We start from the raw sequence: 17,874 nt of genomic DNA on the forward strand, positions 1-17,874 counted from the left end.
CAGTCGATGTATTCTTCGATGTCCGGGTGGTCCACGTCGAGCGTGACCATCTTGGCGGCGCGGCGGGTGGTGCCGCCGGATTTGATCGCGCCGGCGGCGCGGTCACCGATGCGCAGGAACCCCATCAGACCCGAGGATTTGCCACCGCCCGACAGCGGCTCGTTCGCGGCGCGCAGCGAGCTGAAGTTGGTGCCGGTGCCCGAGCCGTATTTAAACAGGCGCGCTTCGCGGACCCACAGGTCCATGATGCCGCCATCGCCGACCAGATCGTCATCCACGGACTGGATGAAACAGGCGTGCGGCTGCGGATGTTCATAGGCCGAATCCGAGCGGGTCAGGATGCCGGTCTTGTAATCTACGTAATAGTGGCCCTGACCGGGGCCATCGATGCCGTAAGCCCAGTGCAGGCCGGTGTTGAACCACTGCGGGCTGTTGGGCGCGGCGCGCTGGGTGGCCAGCATATAGCGCATCTCGTCGAAATAGGCGCGGGCGTCGGATTCAGTGGTGAAATAGCCACCTTTCCAGCCCCAATAGGTCCAGGCGCCGGCCAGACGGTCGAACACCTGCTTAGCCGAGGTTTCGCCGCAGGTGCGGGCGTCTTCGGGCAGATCGGCCATCGCCTTATCATCGGGAACCGAGCGCCACAGGAACTCCGGAACGCCCTTTTCCTTGACCTTTTTCAGGCGGACGGGAACGCCGGCCTTGCGGAAGTATTTCTGGGCAATCACGTCGCTTGCAACCTGGCTCCAGCCCTGCGGCACCTCGACATTGTCCAGACCGAACACGATCTTGCCGTCGGGATTGCGAATCTCCGACGCGGTGATGGTAAACTCCAGCGCCCCGTAAGCCCCGGTTTCGTCAGTGGTAAATTTACGTTCGATCTTCATTGTCCGCCCCGTCGCGATAGTGTCGTCCCCGAGGCTTGTGTGCGATGGATCGCCCTGCCCCCTTTAATTTCGTGCCGAAGGCCAAGCAGACAAAGAACGACCCTTCAGGGAACAGCGTTCCCCGTGACCTGGCCACGCAAGGTGGCGTTTTGTGTGGTGTCGTTTTTGGCCCTTGATGGAGCCACTATATGTTGTGGCGATCCCCTTCGGCTCACACAAGGTGACGTAGATAGAGGGGGTGGGTCAATCAAAAAATTTGAATTAAATCGGCTGTCAGGCGTGTTTTCTTCGTTGACGGATTTCCCGAATTTTGAACGACGTCCTGGACAAAGTGATTCATCCACAGGAAACGCCGCGCCGCGACATATGGGTAAGCCTTGAAAATTGCCCACTATATATAGGGTTAGCGCCAGATCGGGTCGACCAGCACGAAATCCTGCCGCGCCGCAGCGCGTTAACCTTTGATTCCCTGCTGTTTTTTGAAATCTGGTCGGGGCGAGAGGATTCGAACCTCCGACCTACGGTACCCAAAACCGTCGCGCTACCAGGCTGCGCTACGCCCCGAACGCCGCTTGCTTACAGAGGGTTCCGCCGAATGAAAAGCCCTAAGGCGCAGTGCAGGGCCAGATCGCATCGCCGCCAAAGGCCGGATGCCGCAAAACCGTGCCCGGTGCGATGCCGATTTGCGCCGCCAGACCGCCGTTGATCTCAAGCACGGCCAGAACGCCCTCGCCGCCGTCGATCGGCGTCAGATCCTGCGGCACGGCGTTGCTGTGCACGCGGCTGACCTGCCCGGTGGCATCGACAAAGATCATGTCCAAAGGGATCAGCGTGTTTTTCATCCAGAACACCGCCCGCTGCGGCGCCGGATAGACGAATAACATGCCCTGCCCGGCGGGCATCGAGGGCCGATACATCAGCCCCAGCGCACGTTCTTCTGAATCGTCGGCGATCTCGACACGGAACCGGGCCTCGCCCCAGTCGCCTTTCAACGCCACCTGATCCTCGTCGCACATCGCCAGCCCCGGCCCTGCGGCCAGGATCGACAGAATCAGTCCGACAAGACCGGTGCGGAAACCGCGCTTTCCCATGTACTCACCATTGTTGCCATCCGCCCGCGCTTGCCATCGACCGCCCGCAGGCAGATCGCCTCGCCCGGTTGCAGATCGGCCAGCCCCGAGCGGCGCAGAACCTCGACATGCACAAACACATCGTCATCGCTGCCAAAGACATTGGCAAAGCCAAAGCCCTTGCCCTTGTCGAACCATTTCACCCGCGCCGGTTCCAGCGGCGCCGAGGCCAGTGCGACAGGATCAAAAGCAGCAAGATCTTCAAGCGGCGGGGTATCTCCGCCTTCGGGCGGCGCGATCAGTTCGACCTCGATCGCCTGCATCCCCCGGCCGGTGCATTGCACCACCACCGCGATCATCGCGCCATCGGTAACCGAGCTTTGGCCATAGTTCCGCAGCACATTCGCATGAAGCAGAATGTCCGGGCCGCCGTCATCGGCGACCACAAATCCAAACCCCTTACCAGGGTCGAACCATTTTACCCGCCCCTGAACCGTGCGGGTGCCGGTGATGTCCTGATCGTTCATCTTCGTATCGCAATGTTTCGTTCGTGAGTGTCCCACCCCCTGTTGTGACAGACTCAACGTATTCTGCAAGCCTAATTTATCTTTCGATAACCGGGGGTTGCATTTCGCGTGACGTGAATATCAAGGGTTCAGGCGCTGAACCGTCCATGGATCGGCAACCGAGGGCCGACTCCAGCGAAAGCGGTCATGCAACCGGAATGCGCCATCGGCCCAGAACTCTATTTCCACAGGGTGAATCCGATATCCTCCCCAAAATGGCGGTCGCCTGGGGGCCGTGCCATGTTCGGCGGTGACCCGTGCGACCTCGGCCAGCAGCGCCCCGCGGGATGCAAGCGGACGCGACTGTCTTGACGCCCACGCCCCCAACCGGCTTTTCAGCGAGCGCGAGGCGAAATAGGCATCTGCCTGCGGCCCCTCTTCGCGTTCGGTCACCCCCCGGACGCGGATCTGACGCCGCAACGACTTCCAGTGTAGCACAAAAGCCGCTGAACCACCTTGCTCAATTTCCTGCGCCTTTTGGCTTTCATAATTGGTGTAGAACACGAAAGCGGCAGGTTCGATTTCTTTCAGCAGCACCATGCGCACATTCGGCAATCCCGTGGCATCGACCGTCGCCAGCGCCATCGCGTTGGGGTCGTTGATTTCGGCTTTCGTTGCCTCGTCCAGCCATTTCTGTGCCAGCACGAACGGGTCGTCGCCCGCGAAAAGTCCACTTCGATCGCTCATTCCTGTCTCCCTGCTGCGGGCCTTGCGCCATCTGAGCACAGCGCCAAATCAAAGGCCATGCCTGTTGGTCTTGATGGCCCCGCATGATTGCCCTAAACCTTTGTCCATGAAAAAGGTTTCGAGGGACACCCAATGTCAACAAAACTGATGCAGGGAAAGCGCGGCTTGATCATGGGCCTGGCGAACGACAAGTCGATCGCCTGGGGCATTGCCAAGGCTTGCGCCGATCACGGTGCTGAAATGGCGTTTTCGTATCAGGGCGACGCGCTGAAAAAACGGGTCGAGCCGTTGGCAGCCGCGGTCGGGTCCGACATCGTGCTGGAATGCGACGTTGCCGATGAGGCCTCGATCGACGCCCTCTTTGCCGAGCTTGAGTCCAAATGGGGCAAGCTGGACTTTATCGTTCACGCCATCGGTTTCTCGGACAAGAACGAGCTGCGCGGCCGTTATGTCGATACCAGCCCGGAAAACTTCCGTCTGACGATGGATATCTCGGTCTATTCCTTCACCGCCGTTGTGCGTCGGGCTGAAAAGCTGATGACCGATGGCGGCTCGTGCCTGACGCTGACCTATTACGGCGCTGAACAGGTGATGCCGCATTACAACGTGATGGGCGTCGCCAAGGCCGCGCTTGAGGCTTCGGTGAAATATCTGGCCGAGGATCTGGGCAAACAGAACATCCGCGTCAACGCCATTTCGGCTGGCCCGATCAAGACCCTTGCCGCCAGCGGCATCGGCGACTTCCGCTATATCCTGAAATGGAACGAGCTGAACTCGCCCCTGCGCCGCAACGTGACCCAGGACGAGGTCGGCAAATCGGCGGTTTACCTGCTGTCTGAACTTGGTTCAGGCGTCACCGGCGAGAACCTGCATGTCGATGCGGGCTATCATATCGTCGGGATGAAAGCCGTCGACGCACCGGATATTGATGCCGCCACCGGGCGAAAGTGACCCCCGATTCTGACACTGCCATGACCCTTGGCGCGTTTGCCGCGATCTATTTCGTGCATCTGGCCGCGGCGATCTCGCCGGGGCCAGCCGTGCTTTTGGCGGCCCGCACCGGGTTGCGCGAAGGCATGGCGCGCGGGGCGTGGCTGTCGCTGGGCATCGGGTTGGGCGCCTGCATCTGGGCGCTGGCGGCGCTCTTTGGGCTGGCGGTTCTGTTTCAGGTCGCGCCGGCGCTGCTAACAGTGCTGAAACTGGCCGGGGCCGGGTATCTGCTGTTTCTGGCGTGGAAGATGTGGCGCCATGCCGCCGAGCCGCTGGACACCCACCTGCCCGAGACCGGGTGCGGCCGCAGCAATCTGGGGCTGATGCGGCTGGGGATCACCACGCAACTGGCCAATCCGAAACCGGCGATTTTCTTTGGCACGATCTTTCTGACCTTCCTGCCGCCCAGCCTGCCGTTCTGGGCTTACGGCGTGCTGATGGCGATGATCCTGTTCAACGACACCGGCTGGAACCTGATCGTCAGCCGAATTTTCTCGCTAGACCGCACCCGGCGCGGCTATCTTGGTTTGAAATCTTCCATCGACCGGACTTTCGGCGGCCTGCTGGCGCTGTTGGGTCTGAAGCTCGCACTCACCTGAGGAGACCGTCATGAGCGATCGTTTGCCGCATGAGAAAGGCTTTCACGTCAGTTGGGACCAACTGCATCGCGACAGCCGGGCGCTGGCGTGGCGGCTGGACGGTCAGGCGCCCGAGAACAGCGATTGGAAAGCGGTGATCGCCATCACACGTGGCGGCATGGCCCCGGCGATGATCGTCGCGCGCGAGCTGGATATCCGCATCATCGATACGATCTCGGTCAAGTCCTACAACCACCAGTCACAGACCGAGGCCACGGTGCTGAAAGCACCCGATGCCGATCTTGTGGGCGATGGCACCGGCATTCTGGTGATCGACGATCTGGTGGACAGCGGCAAAACCCTTGAGCTGGTGCGCCGACTGTATCCCAAGGCGCATTTCGCCACGGTCTATGCCAAGCCCAAGGGCCGGCCCCTGGTCGATACCTTCATCACCGAGGTCAGTCAGGACACGTGGATTTTCTTCCCGTGGGACATGGCCCTGCAATATGTCGAGCCCTATCGCGGCAAGGACTGATCTTACGCCCGCGCGGCGTTGGTCTTGACCGCCAGTTGGCCCTTGGCCCAGCCCTGCATCACCTTGATCGCGATCGGCGGGATAATCAGCGTCGCCGCGACCAGTGTCACGGTGCCCGCGATCTCGAACCCCTGCCCTTTACCAGCCGCGCCCAGCGACAGCATCAGCGAAGCATAAGCCGCCATCGGAAAGGTGAACGCGCCCCACATCGCGCTGAACCCGGCGGCGGTCAGATAGCGCGCCCGCACCACCAGCACCGCCAGAATGACCGAAGCCCACAGCGCGAACCCCTGTGCCATCTGCACATGGCCCAGCATCAGCGACACGATACCCAACAGCGCCGCGGGCGACAGGTGGATCGCCAGCAGCGGCCGCAGCGGCGGCGGCGGATCGCGGCGCAGCAATTGGCCAAAGCTGATCACCCAGATCACCGCGGCGCACAGGCCGGTGGCGATCAGGATCACCTCGGACGCGGCGCCATATCCCAGCGGGACCGCCACAACCGGCGCGATGATGAAACCGACAAACACCAGATGCCAGACCGGCGTGACCTGCCGTTGCTCGACCGGGCCACGGGTCAACAGACGCAGCATCAGCACCACCAGCACCCCATGCATCAACAGCCCGACCCACAGTGCCAGATTGGCCAGCGTCAGGCTGACCGGCAGCAGGGTCGCGCCCAGCAGATACATCGACAGCACCATGCCCGCCAGACCGGCGCGGCCGGGCAGAACCCGCAGATCCTCGACCACCACACCGGGGCGGCGGGCGACCTTGACCAGATAAGCCAGCAGCGCAAACAGATACAGCGCCGTCACCGCGCCCAGCAGAATTTGCGCCACGGCATCGGGCACCGCCAGCGCCAATTCGGCGCGACGCCACGCCAGCCCCAGCCCGAACAGGCCAAAAATCGGCGGAAATATCGCAGGCGGGGTCGATTGGGCAAACTTGGCACGCAAGCTATTCTGGCGCATAATGGTCTCCATTTCCGGACTTACCCCGGCTTTTGCCCTGAATAGCCGCGATTGTGAAGCGTTTCAGACTGGGGTCGAGTGTCGCAGCATCACGACCAATAGACTTTAGTCGTAGTTTTTACCCTGCCAGCTATTTGTTACCGTAATCGAAATGCAGGAAAGGGAGGTCCGGCATGACCGCACCGACACATATTTTGCCTCAGCACGCCGAGGCGATGACCACCTTGGTTATCGACGACCACCCGCTGTTCTGCGACGCGCTGTCGATGACCCTCAGGGCCATCGCCCCGATCAAGACCCTCGAAACCGCCGAGACCCTGACCGCCGCCCTGTCCCGTCTCGCCGAAGGGTGGCAGCCGGACGTGGTGTTTCTGGACCTGAACCTGCCGGATGTGAACGGTCTGGACGGGCTGATGCGCCTGCTGACCGCCGCGCCCGGCGTGCCGGTGATCGTGGTCAGCGCCATGGCAGAGCCGCGGATCGTGGCGTCGACCCTGCGGGCGGGGGCGCGTGGCTTTATCCCGAAACACAGCAAGCGCGACATCTTTCGCGCCGCAATCACCGCGATCCGCGAGGGCCGCACCTATGTGCCCGACGACATCTATCTGCCCGAGGCGGACGACAACACCAGCACATTCCAAGAGGCTGCCCTGTCGCGCTTGTCGACCCTGACCGCCCAGCAGGCGCGGATTCTGGGGCTGATTTGCGAAGGTCTGCTGAACAAGCAAATCGCCTTTGAGCTTTCGATTGCAGAACCGACAGTCAAAGCCCATGTTACGGCGATCATGCGCAAGCTTGGGGTGCAAAGCCGCACTCAGGCGGTGCTGATCGCGCAAGAGGCCCGGTTCACCACCATTCTAGGCGGGGATCAGCCGGCCGCATAACAGATCATTGCCTGTGATCGGGGAGGAGAATGGGCAAGCCAGAAAACCTTGCAACCGCGGCTTCGGCTTTGCGGCAGGCTCATGTATCCTGCGACCATCCGGCGCCGGTGCAGGAATTGCGCGCGGCGTTGGGTCAGGGCGATTTCGCGCTGATCCTGCTGTTCGTGTCGCCCATGGCCGATTTTCAGGCCATCGTTTCCGAGGCGCAGACCTGCTTTACCGGGGCGCATATTGTTGCCTGCACAACTGCGGGCGAGATTTCCGAAAAGGGCTATACCGAGGGTGAAATCGTCGCCGCCGCCCTGCCCGCCGATCTGTTCGCGGTGACCACTCTGGTCCTGCCCGACCTTGGAAATATCGTGCCGCAACAGGTGTTCGGCGATCTGATCCGCGCCCGTGCCGCGCTGGCGCAAGCGGCTGAATCGATGCCGCACGAATTTGCGTTTCTGGCAGTGGATGGCATGTCGCTGCGCGAGGACGAATTGATGAGCGCCCTGTCCCCCGGTCTGGGCGCGATGCCGCTGTTTGGCGGCTCGGCCGGTGACGGGGTGCGGTTCGAGCAGGCCTTTGTCGCTTGCAACGGCAAATCCTATCGCGATGCCGCCGTGCTGACGCTGGTGCGCAGCCATTGCCGGGTCAAGGTGTTCAGCCTTGACCATCTGGTGCCCTCAACCACCCGCATGGTGGTGACCAGCGCCGATCCCTCGCGCCGGCTGGTGCACGAAATTAACGCCGAACCGGCAGCGCGCGAATATGCCCGCCTGCTGGGTAAGGACCCCGAACAGCTGGATACCTTCACCTTTGCGGCGCATCCGGTCGTGGTCAAGGTCGGTGGGCGCCACCATGTCCGCGCCATTCAGCGCGTGGTCGACAAAACCGATCTGGTGTTCTTTTCGGCCATTGACGAAGGGCTGGTGCTGACCCTTGCCAACCCCGAGGATCTGGCCACCCATCTGGACCGCGAATTGACCGCGATGGCCGAAAGCGGCCCGTTAGAGGGCATTCTGGTCTGCGATTGCATCCTGCGCCGGGTCGAGGCCCAGCAATCACAACAAACCGCCCGCATTTCCGAAATCCTGCGCCGCAACCGGGTCGTCGGCTTTGGCACTTATGGCGAACAAAGCGATGCCAAACATGTCAACCAGACCATGACCGGCGTGGCGATCTATCGCCCGGACCCCGAGCCCGAACCGCAGGACTAGGCCATGTATTCGTCACTGATCAACCCTGCTGACCCGCTTGAGCGCCAGAACGAAAAGCTGGTGCAGATCGCCGAGGCGCTGATGCGCCGGGTCGAACAAGATACCGACCGTTCGGGTGCCGCCTATGCCCAGTTCGAACGCGCGGCCTTGCTTGAAGATCAGGTCCGCCAGCGCACCAGCGATCTGGAACATGCGCGGGATCTGCTGAACACCTCGAACGCCCGGCTGGCCGATGCCAACCGCGCCACCGAAGCCGCCCGCGCCGACCTGACCGCCGCGATCGAAGCCGTGGAAGAGGGCTTTGCCCTGTTCAGCCCGGATGACCGTCTGGTGCTTAGCAATCTGCGGTTCTCGATGCATCTGGGTGATCTGAAACACCAGTTGCACCCCGGTCTGGGCTTTGCCGAATATGTCACCGCCGTCAGCCGCAGCGCCAGTCTGGACCTGCCCGACGACGCCGCCCGCGCCGCGTGGCGCGCCCAACGGATGAAGCGCCACACCGACCGGCATTCGATCTTTAACGTCCGCCTGACCGGCGACCGCTGGGTGCAGGTCAGCGAACACCGCACCCCCGATGGCGGCACGGTGATCCTGCAAACCGATGTCACCGACATCATGCGGCTTGAACGCGAGGCCCGCGACAAGCTGATGGACGATCAGGCGATCATGATCCGTGCCACGCTGGACCACCTGAATCAGGGCGTCGGCATCTTTGACAGCGAAACCCGGCTGGTCGGCTGGAACCGGCGGCTGGGCGATTTGATGGCGATGCCGACGACGCAATTCCGCTTTGGCGCTCATTTCGACACGCTGTTCAGCCGCATGACCGAACGGCTGATCCTGCCCGGCGGTCTGGATCATTCGGCGGTTCTAGCATGGGTCGCGCGCCCCGGTCGCCGTCGGCCACTGTCTTTTGAGGTTCAGCACCGCAACGGCACCACGCTGGATTTCTTCGCACAGGAAATGCCCGACCGCGGTTTCGTGGTATCGCTGACCGACATCACCTCTGAACGCGACGCCGCCCGCCGCCTGTCGGAATCCAATGAATTGCTGGAACAGCGCGTGGTCGAACGCACGCTGGAACTGGAAGACGCCCTGTCCGACGCCGAGCGCGCCAATGCCTCGAAATCGCGCTTTGTCGCCGCCGCCAGCCATGACCTGTTGCAACCGCTTTCGGCGGCTAAGCTCTATATCGCTTCGCTTGCGGAAAACCCCGGCCGCGAGGCCAGCGAATTGCAGACCGTCAACAAGGCCTATAATGCGCTGGAAAGCGTCGAGAACATCATCGAGGCGCTGCTGGATATCTCAAAGCTGGACGCCGATCAGACCGCGCTGGAACAAAGCCCGGTGCCGCTGGCGCGCATCCTGTCCCGGCTGCGCGATGAATTCGCCCCGCATGCGGCGCTGAAGGGGCTGGATTTCCGGGTGATCGATTCCAGCGCCATCGTGGTGTCGAACCCGATGTTCCTGACCCACATCCTGCAAAACCTGATCGCCAACGCCATTCGCTATACCCAGACCGGCAAGGTGCTGGTCGGCGGGCGGCGCAATGGCGGGTCCATTCGGCTTGAGGTCTGGGACACCGGCCCCGGCATCGCGGACGAGCATCAGGACGAGATCTTTCAGGAATTTCACCGGCTCGACACGGGCGCCCCGGCGACCGAGGGTCTGGGCCTTGGGCTGGCTATTGTCGAGCGCGCCTGTCACCGGCTGGATCACCCGCTGGGCCTGTGGTCGGTCGTCGGTCAGGGCACCGGGTTTTTCGTCAACGTGCCGCTGGCCGAAGGCCAGTTGCCGGTCGCCAGCCCGAAACCGCAACCGCAATCGCGCCAGAAACTGGCCGACGCGGGCCTGATTGTGCTGCTGGTCGAAAACGACGCCGAACTGCGCCGCGCCTTCAGCCTGCTGTTAGGAAAATGGAACGCATCGGTTCTGGATGTCAGCAGCGGCGACGAGGCTTTGGCCCTGCTTGAGGAAATCCAGATTTCGCCCGATGCGATGCTGATCGATTACCAATTGGACGACGGCGAATCCGGGCTGGACCTCTTGCGCCGCCTGCGCGCCCAGCACCCGGATGTGCCGGCACGGATCATCTCGGCCAACCGCAGTGCCGAGCTGCGTCAGGCCTGTGCCGAGGCCGGCGTCGATCTGATGTCGAAACCGCTGGATGCCCGGCGGCTTGAGGCGTTTCTGGCCGGGTGCCTGCCGGACTGATCCGGACGCTATCCCAGCGCCGCCAATTCCTCGGCCGTGAACACCCGCGAGCGCGACAGGAACCGCTTTTCGCGGCCATTATCCAGACTGAACATGCCGCCACGTCCGGGCACCACGTCAAGGATCAGCTGCGTGTGCTTCCATACCTCGAATTGCGGCCCCGAGATGAACACCTCGACCCCGTCAACCTCGCCCAGTTTGACGTCCGAGCCGCCGATATGGAAATCGTTCTTGGGATAGCACATCGGCGACGACCCGTCGCAACAGCCCCCCGATTGATGAAACAGGATCTCGCCGTGATCGGCTTTGATCTCGGCGATCAGGTCGCGCGCGGCCATAGTCGCGGTGACGCGGGCCAAAGGCTCGGTCCCCGGCAGGGCGGCGTCATCGGTCACGCAGGAAAACGGTGTCTTGTCGATCATTGAACTTCCTCCCGGTCACAAAAAAGCGGGGCCCGAAACAGGCCCCGCCAAGAGCCATCGAAAATGGCTTAGAAGAAGCCCAGTTTTTTCGGGCTGTAGCTGACCAGCATGTTCTTGGTCTGCTGATAGTGATCCAGCATCATCTTGTGGGTCTCGCGACCGATGCCCGACTGCTTGTAACCGCCAAAGGCCGCGTGGGCCGGATAAGCGTGATAGCAGTTGGTCCAGACCCGACCGGCCTGAATGCCACGGCCAAAGCGATAGCAGGTGTTCGCATCGCGCGACCACACACCGGCGCCCAGACCATACAGCGTGTCATTGGCGATCGACAGCGCCTCGGCCTCGTCCTTGAAGGTGGTAACCGACACGACCGGGCCAAAGATCTCTTCCTGGAACACACGCATCTTGTTGTGACCCTTGAAGATCGTCGGCTTGATGTAATAGCCACCAGCCAGATCGCCGCCAAAGTTGTTTTCCGACCCGCCGGTCAGAATTTCAGCGCCTTCCTGACGACCGATGTCGAAATAGGACAGGATCTTTTCTTTCTGCTCGCTCGACGCTTGCGCCCCGATCATCGTTTCCATGGCGCGCGGGTCGCCGGCGATGATGGCTTCGGTGCGGGCAATGGCGCGCTCCATGAACTGGTCATAGATGTCTTCATGGATCAGCGCGCGCGACGGACAGGTGCAGACCTCGCCCTGGTTCAGCGCGAACATCACAAAGCCTTCGATTGCCTTGTCGAAGAAATCGTCGTCTTCGCGGCACACGTCCTTGTGGAAGATGTTCGGCGATTTGCCGCCCAGCTCCAGCGTCACCGGAATCAGGTTCTCGGTGGCGTATTGCATGATCAGGCGGCCAGTGGTGGTCTCGCCGGTAAAGGCGATCTTGGCGATGCGCGGGCTGGAGGCCAGCGGCTTGCCGGCTTCCAGACCGAAACCGTTGACGATGTTCAGAACACCGGCGGGCAGCAGATCACCGATCAGTTCGGCCCACAGCATGATGGTGGCCGGGGTCTGTTCGGCGGGCTTCATCACCACGCAGTTGCCCGCAGCCAGAGCCGGAGCCAGTTTCCATGCTGCCATCAGCAGCGGAAAGTTCCACGGGATGATCTGGCCGACAACGCCCAGCGGCTCGTGGAAGTGATAAGCGACGGTATCGTCATCCAGCTCGCCCATCGTGCCTTCCTGTGCCCGCACACAAGATGCGAAATAGCGGAAGTGGTCGATGGCCAGCGGCAGGTCGGCGGCCATGGTTTCACGGATCGGCTTGCCGTTATCCCAGGTTTCGGCCAGCGCGATGGTCTCGATGTTATCTTCCATCACCTGCGCGATTTTCATCAGCATGTTGGCGCGATCGGTGACCGAGGTCTTGCCCCAGGCTTCGCGGGCGGCGTGGGCCGCATCCAGCGCATCCTCGATATCCGACGCATCCGAACGGGCGATTTCGCCGATCTTGGTGCCGGTGATCGGCGAGAGGTTGTCGAAATAACGACCAGCATTCGGCGCTTTGAACCGGCCGCCGATAAAGTTGTCATAACGGGTTTTGAAAGGGTTTTGCAGGAACGCGGGATTCACGTTCGATGTCATCTGGTTCATTTGATTTCCTCCACATTACCGGACCCTGCCGGACAGTGGTATCTTGCGCTTGCCGCGCCGCGCTTCGCCATTATGCCTTAGTCTTGCGACCAAGGTCTTAGATGCAGGCGCAGCATCCGCCAAACCCAACAATTCAAGGGGTTTCGCAGCTTTTCCTGGTGAAAATACTCCCGCCGGAGGCCTGCCCGAGCCCTGCAAGGGGCGAGATAAAAATCTTGCGCCGCAAGGCGCGCCTTTGGATAGGGCTCAGACCGCCTGACCGCACCAGCGCCGGGCGCGGATCTCGCTGGGCTGGATCAGCAGATAGTCGATCATCAGAACCAGCTTCCAGATGATCGACAGACCGCCCCGCGCCGCCGACGAGATATACGGCGCCAACTGAGGCAGAATGACATGCCGCAGCCGCGCCGGAAACCGCATCCGATAGACCTTGGCCATCTCGGCTACGGGCCGGTCCAGCGTGCGCGCCCCTTCACGCATCGTGACCAGAACCAGCGCGATCTTGTTAAAGGCGACGGCGACGATGGCGGCTGTCTCGTTCAGGCCGATCCACAGATAGCACAGCACGATCACCACCAGCGCCGGCAGGTTCAACGCCAGCAGCGCCATCAGGGACGCAACAAGGATCACCCGGTCGCCCAAACCTCGCATGACCACTGTTCCTGTTTTCGTCTGTCCCACTGACAACAGCGCCCCGAACCGGTCCACGTCAACATGCGGTCCGCTGAACTAGGACCATCGTCTTATGTCGCTGCTACCCAACCCCGGCCTAGAGTTTCCCTATGCGTGCGGCCTGTGTCATCCTGCTCTCCCTCCTCCTGGTTGGTTCGGTTCGTCCCGGCCAGCAGGTGCACAGGCCCGCACGCTGTCCCGTCAAGACATCGCCGCCTTTGTTCAGCCGCCCTTTGCCCTGGGTCCGGCGGTGAATGACAAGGGCGTCTACAGCCTGTTGAATTCGGGCGGGGCCGAGGCCGGTTACGTGTTCGAAACCGAACCTCTGGCGCCCCTGCCCGGCTTTTCCGGCGCACCGATCAACATGCTTGTCACACTGGATCCGATATGACGAATCGCTGGACTGGCTGGCGCTGATTGCCTCGGGGCTGGCCCGGCGCACGACGGTCAGCAATTGTGGGGCGGCGAAGTCGCCAAAAAGGTCAACTACCTGAACCAGGGTGGCACTGTCTGGACCTTCAAACTGCCGAAACAACTGGCCGCGGCCAACTGATCGAACGCAGCACGATTGCGTCTGACCCTCTCGGACCGCAATCCAGCCCCTTCCGCCACCGCGGGAGGGGTTTTTCATATCCGCCCGGTGCGGCCCCCTGCCCGCCAGCGACCAAGACCTTTGGCCCATAGACCAATGGATAAGTTACGCGCCGCCCACGCCGCGCTAGCGTAAGTCAACGTCCCACCACCAACGCCGGAGCCGCAATGACCGCCGTGCACAAACTTCACGAGGCCCCACGCCTGGCGCTGGTGATCGACGATCACCCGCTGTTTTGTGACGCGCTGGCAATGACGCTCAAGGCGGTGGCCGGGATCGGCATGGTCGAATCCTACAATTGCCTGCAATCGGCGCTGGCACGGCTGATGCGGCCGCCTTTGCCCGATATTCTGGTCTTGGACCTGAACCTGCCCGACGTGACCGGGCTGGACGGGTTGCTGCGGCTGCGCAAGGCGGCGCCGGGACGGCCGGTCGTGGTGGTGTCGTCGATCACCGACACCCGGACGATCGCTTCGGTGATCCGCTCGGGCGCGGCCGGGTTCGTGCCGAAACATTCCAAGCGCGACACGTTCCGCGCCGCCTTTGACACCATTGCCGAAGGCCGCACCTTTATTCCCGAAGGCATGGAGCACGAAGACCTGCGCGAGTCCGACCTGCACAGCCCGCGCGAAGAGGCGTTGCAACGGCTGGGCCAGCTGACCCGGCAACAAGCGCGAATCCTTGATCTGATCTGCGAAGGCAAGCTGAACAAACAGATCGCCTATGACCTGTCGATCGCTGAAACTACGGTCAAGGCGCATGTCACCGCGATCTTGCGCAAACTGGGCGTTCAAAGCCGGACGCAAGCGGTGCTGTTGGTGCAAGAGGCCAGCTTTCGCAACCTGATCGACGACGCTGGCTAAGCGCCGGGCGTTTTTCGTCGATTTTCGCATAAACCCGTTAACTTTTGCCTCAATAGACCTGAGGTTTATGCCCGTAAACGGCAGACCAATGTTCTTGTGCACCTCTACAGGTAGTGTTCCCTCATAAAAATATTCTGGCGCATCAATTCAGGCGCCAGATCCCCCGAGGGACGAATTTGAGCATTGCACAGCGCATAAGCCCGCCGCGCGTTTGTGGCACAAGTGACAGACAGACCAGCGTGATACGGGTCTGGCTGGCAGCTTTCGCATTTTTCGCGGCGCTGATGTTCGGCTCGGTCAGCTTTGCCCAGGATGTGACCTTCTCGGGCGGCTTCGATCACACCGCCACCGGCTTTGCCCTGACCGGCGCGCATGAAACGGCTGAATGCACCTCGTGCCACATTGGCGGCAGCCTGGCCGACACGCCGACCGATTGCGTTGCCTGTCACGATGGCAATCTCGCCAAGGGCCGCAGCGTCAGCCACCCGCAATCCACCACCGCCTGTGCGCAATGCCATACCACGACCAACTGGGCGCCCTTCGCCTTTGACCACAGCTTTGTCAGCGCGCCTTGCGCCTCGTGTCACGATGGCAGCACCGCCGAAGGCAAATCCGCCGATCACCCGCCGACCTCGGATGGCTGCGAAAGCTGTCACGACACCACCGACTGGACGATGGTGCGGTTTGACCATGCCGGGATCGCCGCCGATTGTGTGACCTGTCACAACGGCACCATCGCGCAAGGCAAGTCCAGCACCCACCCACCCGCGTCGCGCCAGTGCGAGGATTGCCACCAGACCACCAGCTGGGCCAGCGTCCGCTTTGATCACAGCGCGGTTTCGGGCGCCTGCGCGACCTGCCACAACGGCGCCACCGCCACCGGCAAATCTGCCAACCACATCGCCAGCAGCAACAGTTGCGAGGATTGCCACAGCACCACCAACTGGAGCAGCGCGCGTTTTGACCACAGCAGCGTCACCGGAAGCTGCGCCAGTTGTCACAACGGCAGCACCGCCACCGGCAAGCCGGGGAACCATATTCCCAGCGCGAACACCTGCGACGATTGCCACGTCACGACGAACTGGAGCAGCGTGCGCTTTGACCACAGCGGCGTCAGCGGAAGCTGTGCCAGCTGTCACAACGGCAGCACCGCCACCGGCAAGCCGGTCAACCACATTCCCAGTTCGAACACCTGTGACGACTGCCATATCACCACCAGCTGGACCTCGGTGCAGTTCGATCACGGTGCTGTCACGGCCAGTTGCGCGACCTGCCATAACGGCAGCAGCGCCACGGGCAAACCGGCGAACCACATTCCCAGCTCGAACACCTGTGATGACTGTCACGTCACCACCAATTGGAGCAGCGTGCGCTTTGACCATGATGCGGTGACCGGCGCCTGCTCGACCTGTCACAATGGCAGCACCGCGACCGGCAAACCGGCGAACCATATCCCGACCAGCAACACCTGTGACGATTGCCATGTCACCACCAACTGGAGCAGCGTCCAGTTTGACCATGGCTCGGTCAGCGGATCCTGTTCGACCTGCCACAACGGCAGCACCGCCACCGGCAAACCTGCAAACCACGTGCCGACGACGAATACCTGTGACGATTGCCATGTGACCACAAGCTGGACCAGCGTCCAGTTCGACCATGACGCGGTGACCGCAACCTGCGCCACCTGTCACAACGGCTCGGCCGCGACCGGCAAGCCCGCGAACCACGTGCCGACCAGCAACACTTGTGACGATTGCCACGTCACCACCAATTGGAGCAGCGTCCAGTTCGATCACGGCGCGGTCGCTGCGGCCTGTTCGACCTGTCATAATGGCACTACGGCCACCGGCAAGCCGGGCAACCACATCCCCAGTTCGAACACCTGCGACGATTGTCACATCACCACGAACTGGAGCAGCGTCCGCTTTGACCACGGCTCGGTTTCGGGGGCCTGTTCGACCTGCCATAACGGCAGCACCGCCACTGGCAAACCGGCGAACCACATCCCGACCGGCAACACTTGTGACGATTGTCACGTGACCACAAGCTGGACCAGCGTTCAGTTCGACCACGGATCGGTCACGGCCAGCTGTTCAACCTGTCACAACGGCACCGCTGCCACCGGCAAACCCGGCAATCACATTCCGACGACCAACACCTGCGATGACTGCCACGTCACCACCAGTTGGAGCAGCGTGCGCTTTGACCACGGCGCGGTCTCGGCCAGCTGTGCGACATGTCACAACGGCTCGGCTGCCACCGGCAAGCCCGCCAACCATGTGCCAACAACGAACACCTGTGACGATTGCCATGTGACCACCAGTTGGACCAGCGTTCAGTTCGATCACGGCGCTGTCTCGGCCAGTTGCTCGACCTGCCACAATGGCGTCGCGGCGACCGGTAAACCGGCGAACCATATCCCGACCGGCAACACTTGTGACGATTGTCACGTGACGACAAGCTGGACCAATGTGCGGTTCGACCATGGCGCGGTGACCGGGGCGTGCTCGACCTGTCACAACGGCACGACCGCAACCGGCAAGCCGGTAAACCACGTGCCAACGACGAATACCTGTGACGATTGCCATGTCACCACAAGCTGGACCTCCGTGCAGTTCGATCATGGTGCTGTCACGGCTGGCTGCTCGACCTGTCACAATGGCGTTGCCGCGACCGGAAAACCGGGCAGCCACATTCCCAGCTCGAATACCTGTGACGATTGTCACGTCACCACCAGTTGGAGCAACGTGCGCTTTGACCACGGCGCAGTCACCGGGGCCTGTTCGACCTGTCACAACGGCACCACCGCCACCGGTAAACCCGGCACTCACATGCCGACCAGCAACACCTGTGACGATTGTCACGTGACGACAAGCTGGACCAGCATCCGCTTTGACCACGGCGCAGTAACCGGGGCCTGTTCGACCTGTCACAACGGCAGCACCGCCACCGGCAAGCCGGGAACCCATATTCCCAGCACCAACACCTGCGATGACTGCCATGTGACGACCAGCTGGAGCAGCGTCCGCTTTGACCACGGCGCGGTCACCGGGGCCTGTTCGACCTGTCACAATGGCACGACCGCAACCGGTAAACCGGGCAACCACATTCCGACCAGCAACACTTGTGATGACTGCCACGTC

General features: G+C 62.0%; 16 protein-coding genes, 1 tRNA gene and 1 pseudogene. 9 read left to right on the top strand and 9 right to left on the bottom strand.

Translation table 11 applies throughout. The features are described 5' to 3' along the window. The 5 genes and pseudogenes from ABYW26_RS01450 to pdxH all read right to left on the bottom strand — a co-directional run. Positions 1 to 887 (bottom strand): annotated as a pseudogene (locus ABYW26_RS01450) (vitamin B12-dependent ribonucleotide reductase); the annotation flags it as partial. Positions 888 to 1,374: 487 nt separating this feature from the next. Continuing rightward, a tRNA-Pro gene (locus ABYW26_RS01455) sits at positions 1,375 to 1,451 on the bottom strand. 41 nt (positions 1,452 to 1,492) lie between these two features. Continuing rightward, the gene (locus ABYW26_RS01460) at positions 1,493 to 1,978 is read right to left on the bottom strand and encodes a DUF192 domain-containing protein (protein ID WP_372602920.1); all 486 of its coding nucleotides are present in this window, start codon (positions 1,976 to 1,978) and stop codon (positions 1,493 to 1,495) included. Then, positions 1,939 to 2,484 carry a cold-shock protein gene (locus ABYW26_RS01465; RefSeq protein ID WP_372602922.1) on the bottom strand — a complete coding sequence of 182 codons (546 nt, stop codon included), beginning with the start codon at positions 2,482 to 2,484 and terminating at the stop codon, positions 1,939 to 1,941. The genes ABYW26_RS01460 and ABYW26_RS01465 overlap by 40 nt, the downstream gene beginning before the upstream one ends. A 120-nt stretch (positions 2,485 to 2,604) precedes the next feature. Continuing rightward, positions 2,605 to 3,210, bottom strand: a complete 606-nt coding sequence (gene pdxH / locus ABYW26_RS01470) for a pyridoxamine 5'-phosphate oxidase (RefSeq protein ID WP_372602924.1) — start codon at positions 3,208 to 3,210, stop codon at positions 2,605 to 2,607. A 132-nt stretch (positions 3,211 to 3,342) separates the two neighbouring features. On the opposite strand from pdxH, the gene fabI reads away from it, so the two are divergent. Genes fabI through gpt form a run of 3 tightly spaced genes read left to right on the top strand, consistent with a single transcriptional unit; the run spans position 3,343 to position 5,313 of the window. Next, positions 3,343 to 4,161, top strand: coding sequence for an enoyl-ACP reductase FabI (gene fabI / locus ABYW26_RS01475; protein WP_372602926.1), 819 nt, complete (start codon positions 3,343 to 3,345; stop codon positions 4,159 to 4,161). Positions 4,162 to 4,181: 20 nt separating this feature from the next. Beyond that, positions 4,182 to 4,799, top strand: a complete 618-nt coding sequence (locus ABYW26_RS01480) for a LysE family translocator (RefSeq protein ID WP_372602927.1) — start codon at positions 4,182 to 4,184, stop codon at positions 4,797 to 4,799. A gap of 10 nt (positions 4,800 to 4,809) precedes the next feature. Beyond that, the gene (gene gpt / locus ABYW26_RS01485) at positions 4,810 to 5,313 is read left to right on the top strand and encodes a xanthine phosphoribosyltransferase (protein WP_372602929.1); all 504 of its coding nucleotides are present in this window, start codon (positions 4,810 to 4,812) and stop codon (positions 5,311 to 5,313) included. Positions 5,314 to 5,315: 2 nt separating this feature from the next. Here the strand turns inward: gpt and ABYW26_RS01490 are convergent, their stop codons facing one another. Then, positions 5,316 to 6,287 (bottom strand): tellurium resistance protein, encoded by a 972-nt coding sequence (locus tag ABYW26_RS01490; RefSeq protein WP_372602930.1) that lies wholly within the window; start codon positions 6,285 to 6,287, stop codon positions 5,316 to 5,318. A gap of 173 nt (positions 6,288 to 6,460) precedes the next feature. On the opposite strand from ABYW26_RS01490, the gene ABYW26_RS01495 reads away from it, so the two are divergent. Genes ABYW26_RS01495 through ABYW26_RS01505 form a run of 3 tightly spaced genes read left to right on the top strand, consistent with a single transcriptional unit; the run spans position 6,461 to position 10,587 of the window. Further along, the gene (locus ABYW26_RS01495; RefSeq protein ID WP_372602932.1) at positions 6,461 to 7,171 is read left to right on the top strand and encodes a response regulator transcription factor; all 711 of its coding nucleotides are present in this window, start codon (positions 6,461 to 6,463) and stop codon (positions 7,169 to 7,171) included. Positions 7,172 to 7,200: 29 nt separating this feature from the next. Beyond that, a complete protein-coding gene (locus ABYW26_RS01500) occupies positions 7,201 to 8,373 on the top strand; it encodes an FIST N-terminal domain-containing protein (protein WP_372602934.1) in 1,173 nt (390 codons plus the stop codon). 3 nt (positions 8,374 to 8,376) lie between these two features. Further along, positions 8,377 to 10,587, top strand: coding sequence for a PAS-domain containing protein (locus ABYW26_RS01505; RefSeq protein ID WP_372602935.1), 2,211 nt, complete (start codon positions 8,377 to 8,379; stop codon positions 10,585 to 10,587). Positions 10,588 to 10,595: 8 nt separating this feature from the next. Here the strand turns inward: ABYW26_RS01505 and ABYW26_RS01510 are convergent, their stop codons facing one another. The 3 genes from ABYW26_RS01510 to ABYW26_RS01520 all read right to left on the bottom strand — a co-directional run bounded on the left by ABYW26_RS01510 (position 10,596) and on the right by ABYW26_RS01520 (position 13,255). Beyond that, positions 10,596 to 10,925: a DUF779 domain-containing protein gene (locus ABYW26_RS01510; protein ID WP_372602944.1), complete on the bottom strand. Its 330-nt coding sequence runs from the start codon at positions 10,923 to 10,925 to the stop codon at positions 10,596 to 10,598. Positions 10,926 to 11,077: 152 nt separating this feature from the next. Further along, a complete protein-coding gene (adh, locus tag ABYW26_RS01515; RefSeq protein ID WP_372602936.1) occupies positions 11,078 to 12,604 on the bottom strand; it encodes an aldehyde dehydrogenase in 1,527 nt (508 codons plus the stop codon). 246 nt (positions 12,605 to 12,850) lie between these two features. Beyond that, positions 12,851 to 13,255 carry an ABC transporter permease subunit gene (locus ABYW26_RS01520; RefSeq protein WP_372602937.1) on the bottom strand — a complete coding sequence of 135 codons (405 nt, stop codon included), beginning with the start codon at positions 13,253 to 13,255 and terminating at the stop codon, positions 12,851 to 12,853. Between the two features lie 94 nt (positions 13,256 to 13,349). Between ABYW26_RS01520 and ABYW26_RS01525 the strand changes: the two genes are divergently transcribed. The 3 genes from ABYW26_RS01525 to ABYW26_RS01535 form a co-directional block, all read left to right on the top strand. Then, positions 13,350 to 13,667, top strand: coding sequence for a hypothetical protein (locus tag ABYW26_RS01525; RefSeq protein WP_372602939.1), 318 nt, complete (start codon positions 13,350 to 13,352; stop codon positions 13,665 to 13,667). A 368-nt stretch (positions 13,668 to 14,035) separates the two neighbouring features. Continuing rightward, complete coding sequence (locus ABYW26_RS01530; protein WP_372602940.1) at positions 14,036 to 14,731, top strand: LuxR C-terminal-related transcriptional regulator; 696 nt, start codon at positions 14,036 to 14,038, stop codon at positions 14,729 to 14,731. 239 nt (positions 14,732 to 14,970) lie between these two features. Beyond that, a partial coding sequence (locus ABYW26_RS01535) for a hypothetical protein (RefSeq protein ID WP_372602942.1) occupies positions 14,971 to 17,874 on the top strand: 2,904 nt, incomplete at its 3' end.

This window comes from Actibacterium sp. (genome assembly GCF_041584535.1).
GTDB lineage: Bacteria > Pseudomonadota > Alphaproteobacteria > Rhodobacterales > Rhodobacteraceae > Actibacterium_D.

Coding starts and splice junctions, on each gene's coding strand:
- ABYW26_RS01460 (WP_372602920.1), bottom strand. CDS start 1,978: ATGGGAAAGCGCGGTTTCCGCACCGGTCTTGTCGGACTGATTCTGTCG.
- ABYW26_RS01465 (WP_372602922.1), bottom strand. CDS start 2,484: ATGAACGATCAGGACATCACCGGCACCCGCACGGTTCAGGGGCGGGTA.
- pdxH (WP_372602924.1), bottom strand. CDS start 3,210: ATGAGCGATCGAAGTGGACTTTTCGCGGGCGACGACCCGTTCGTGCTG.
- fabI (WP_372602926.1), top strand. CDS start 3,343: ATGTCAACAAAACTGATGCAGGGAAAGCGCGGCTTGATCATGGGCCTG.
- ABYW26_RS01480 (WP_372602927.1), top strand. CDS start 4,182: ATGACCCTTGGCGCGTTTGCCGCGATCTATTTCGTGCATCTGGCCGCG.
- gpt (WP_372602929.1), top strand. CDS start 4,810: ATGAGCGATCGTTTGCCGCATGAGAAAGGCTTTCACGTCAGTTGGGAC.
- ABYW26_RS01490 (WP_372602930.1), bottom strand. CDS start 6,287: ATGCGCCAGAATAGCTTGCGTGCCAAGTTTGCCCAATCGACCCCGCCT.
- ABYW26_RS01495 (WP_372602932.1), top strand. CDS start 6,461: ATGACCGCACCGACACATATTTTGCCTCAGCACGCCGAGGCGATGACC.
- ABYW26_RS01500 (WP_372602934.1), top strand. CDS start 7,201: ATGGGCAAGCCAGAAAACCTTGCAACCGCGGCTTCGGCTTTGCGGCAG.
- ABYW26_RS01505 (WP_372602935.1), top strand. CDS start 8,377: ATGTATTCGTCACTGATCAACCCTGCTGACCCGCTTGAGCGCCAGAAC.
- ABYW26_RS01510 (WP_372602944.1), bottom strand. CDS start 10,925: ATGGCCGCGCGCGACCTGATCGCCGAGATCAAAGCCGATCACGGCGAG.
- adh (WP_372602936.1), bottom strand. CDS start 12,604: ATGAACCAGATGACATCGAACGTGAATCCCGCGTTCCTGCAAAACCCT.
- ABYW26_RS01520 (WP_372602937.1), bottom strand. CDS start 13,255: ATGCGAGGTTTGGGCGACCGGGTGATCCTTGTTGCGTCCCTGATGGCG.
- ABYW26_RS01525 (WP_372602939.1), top strand. CDS start 13,350: ATGTCGCTGCTACCCAACCCCGGCCTAGAGTTTCCCTATGCGTGCGGC.
- ABYW26_RS01530 (WP_372602940.1), top strand. CDS start 14,036: ATGACCGCCGTGCACAAACTTCACGAGGCCCCACGCCTGGCGCTGGTG.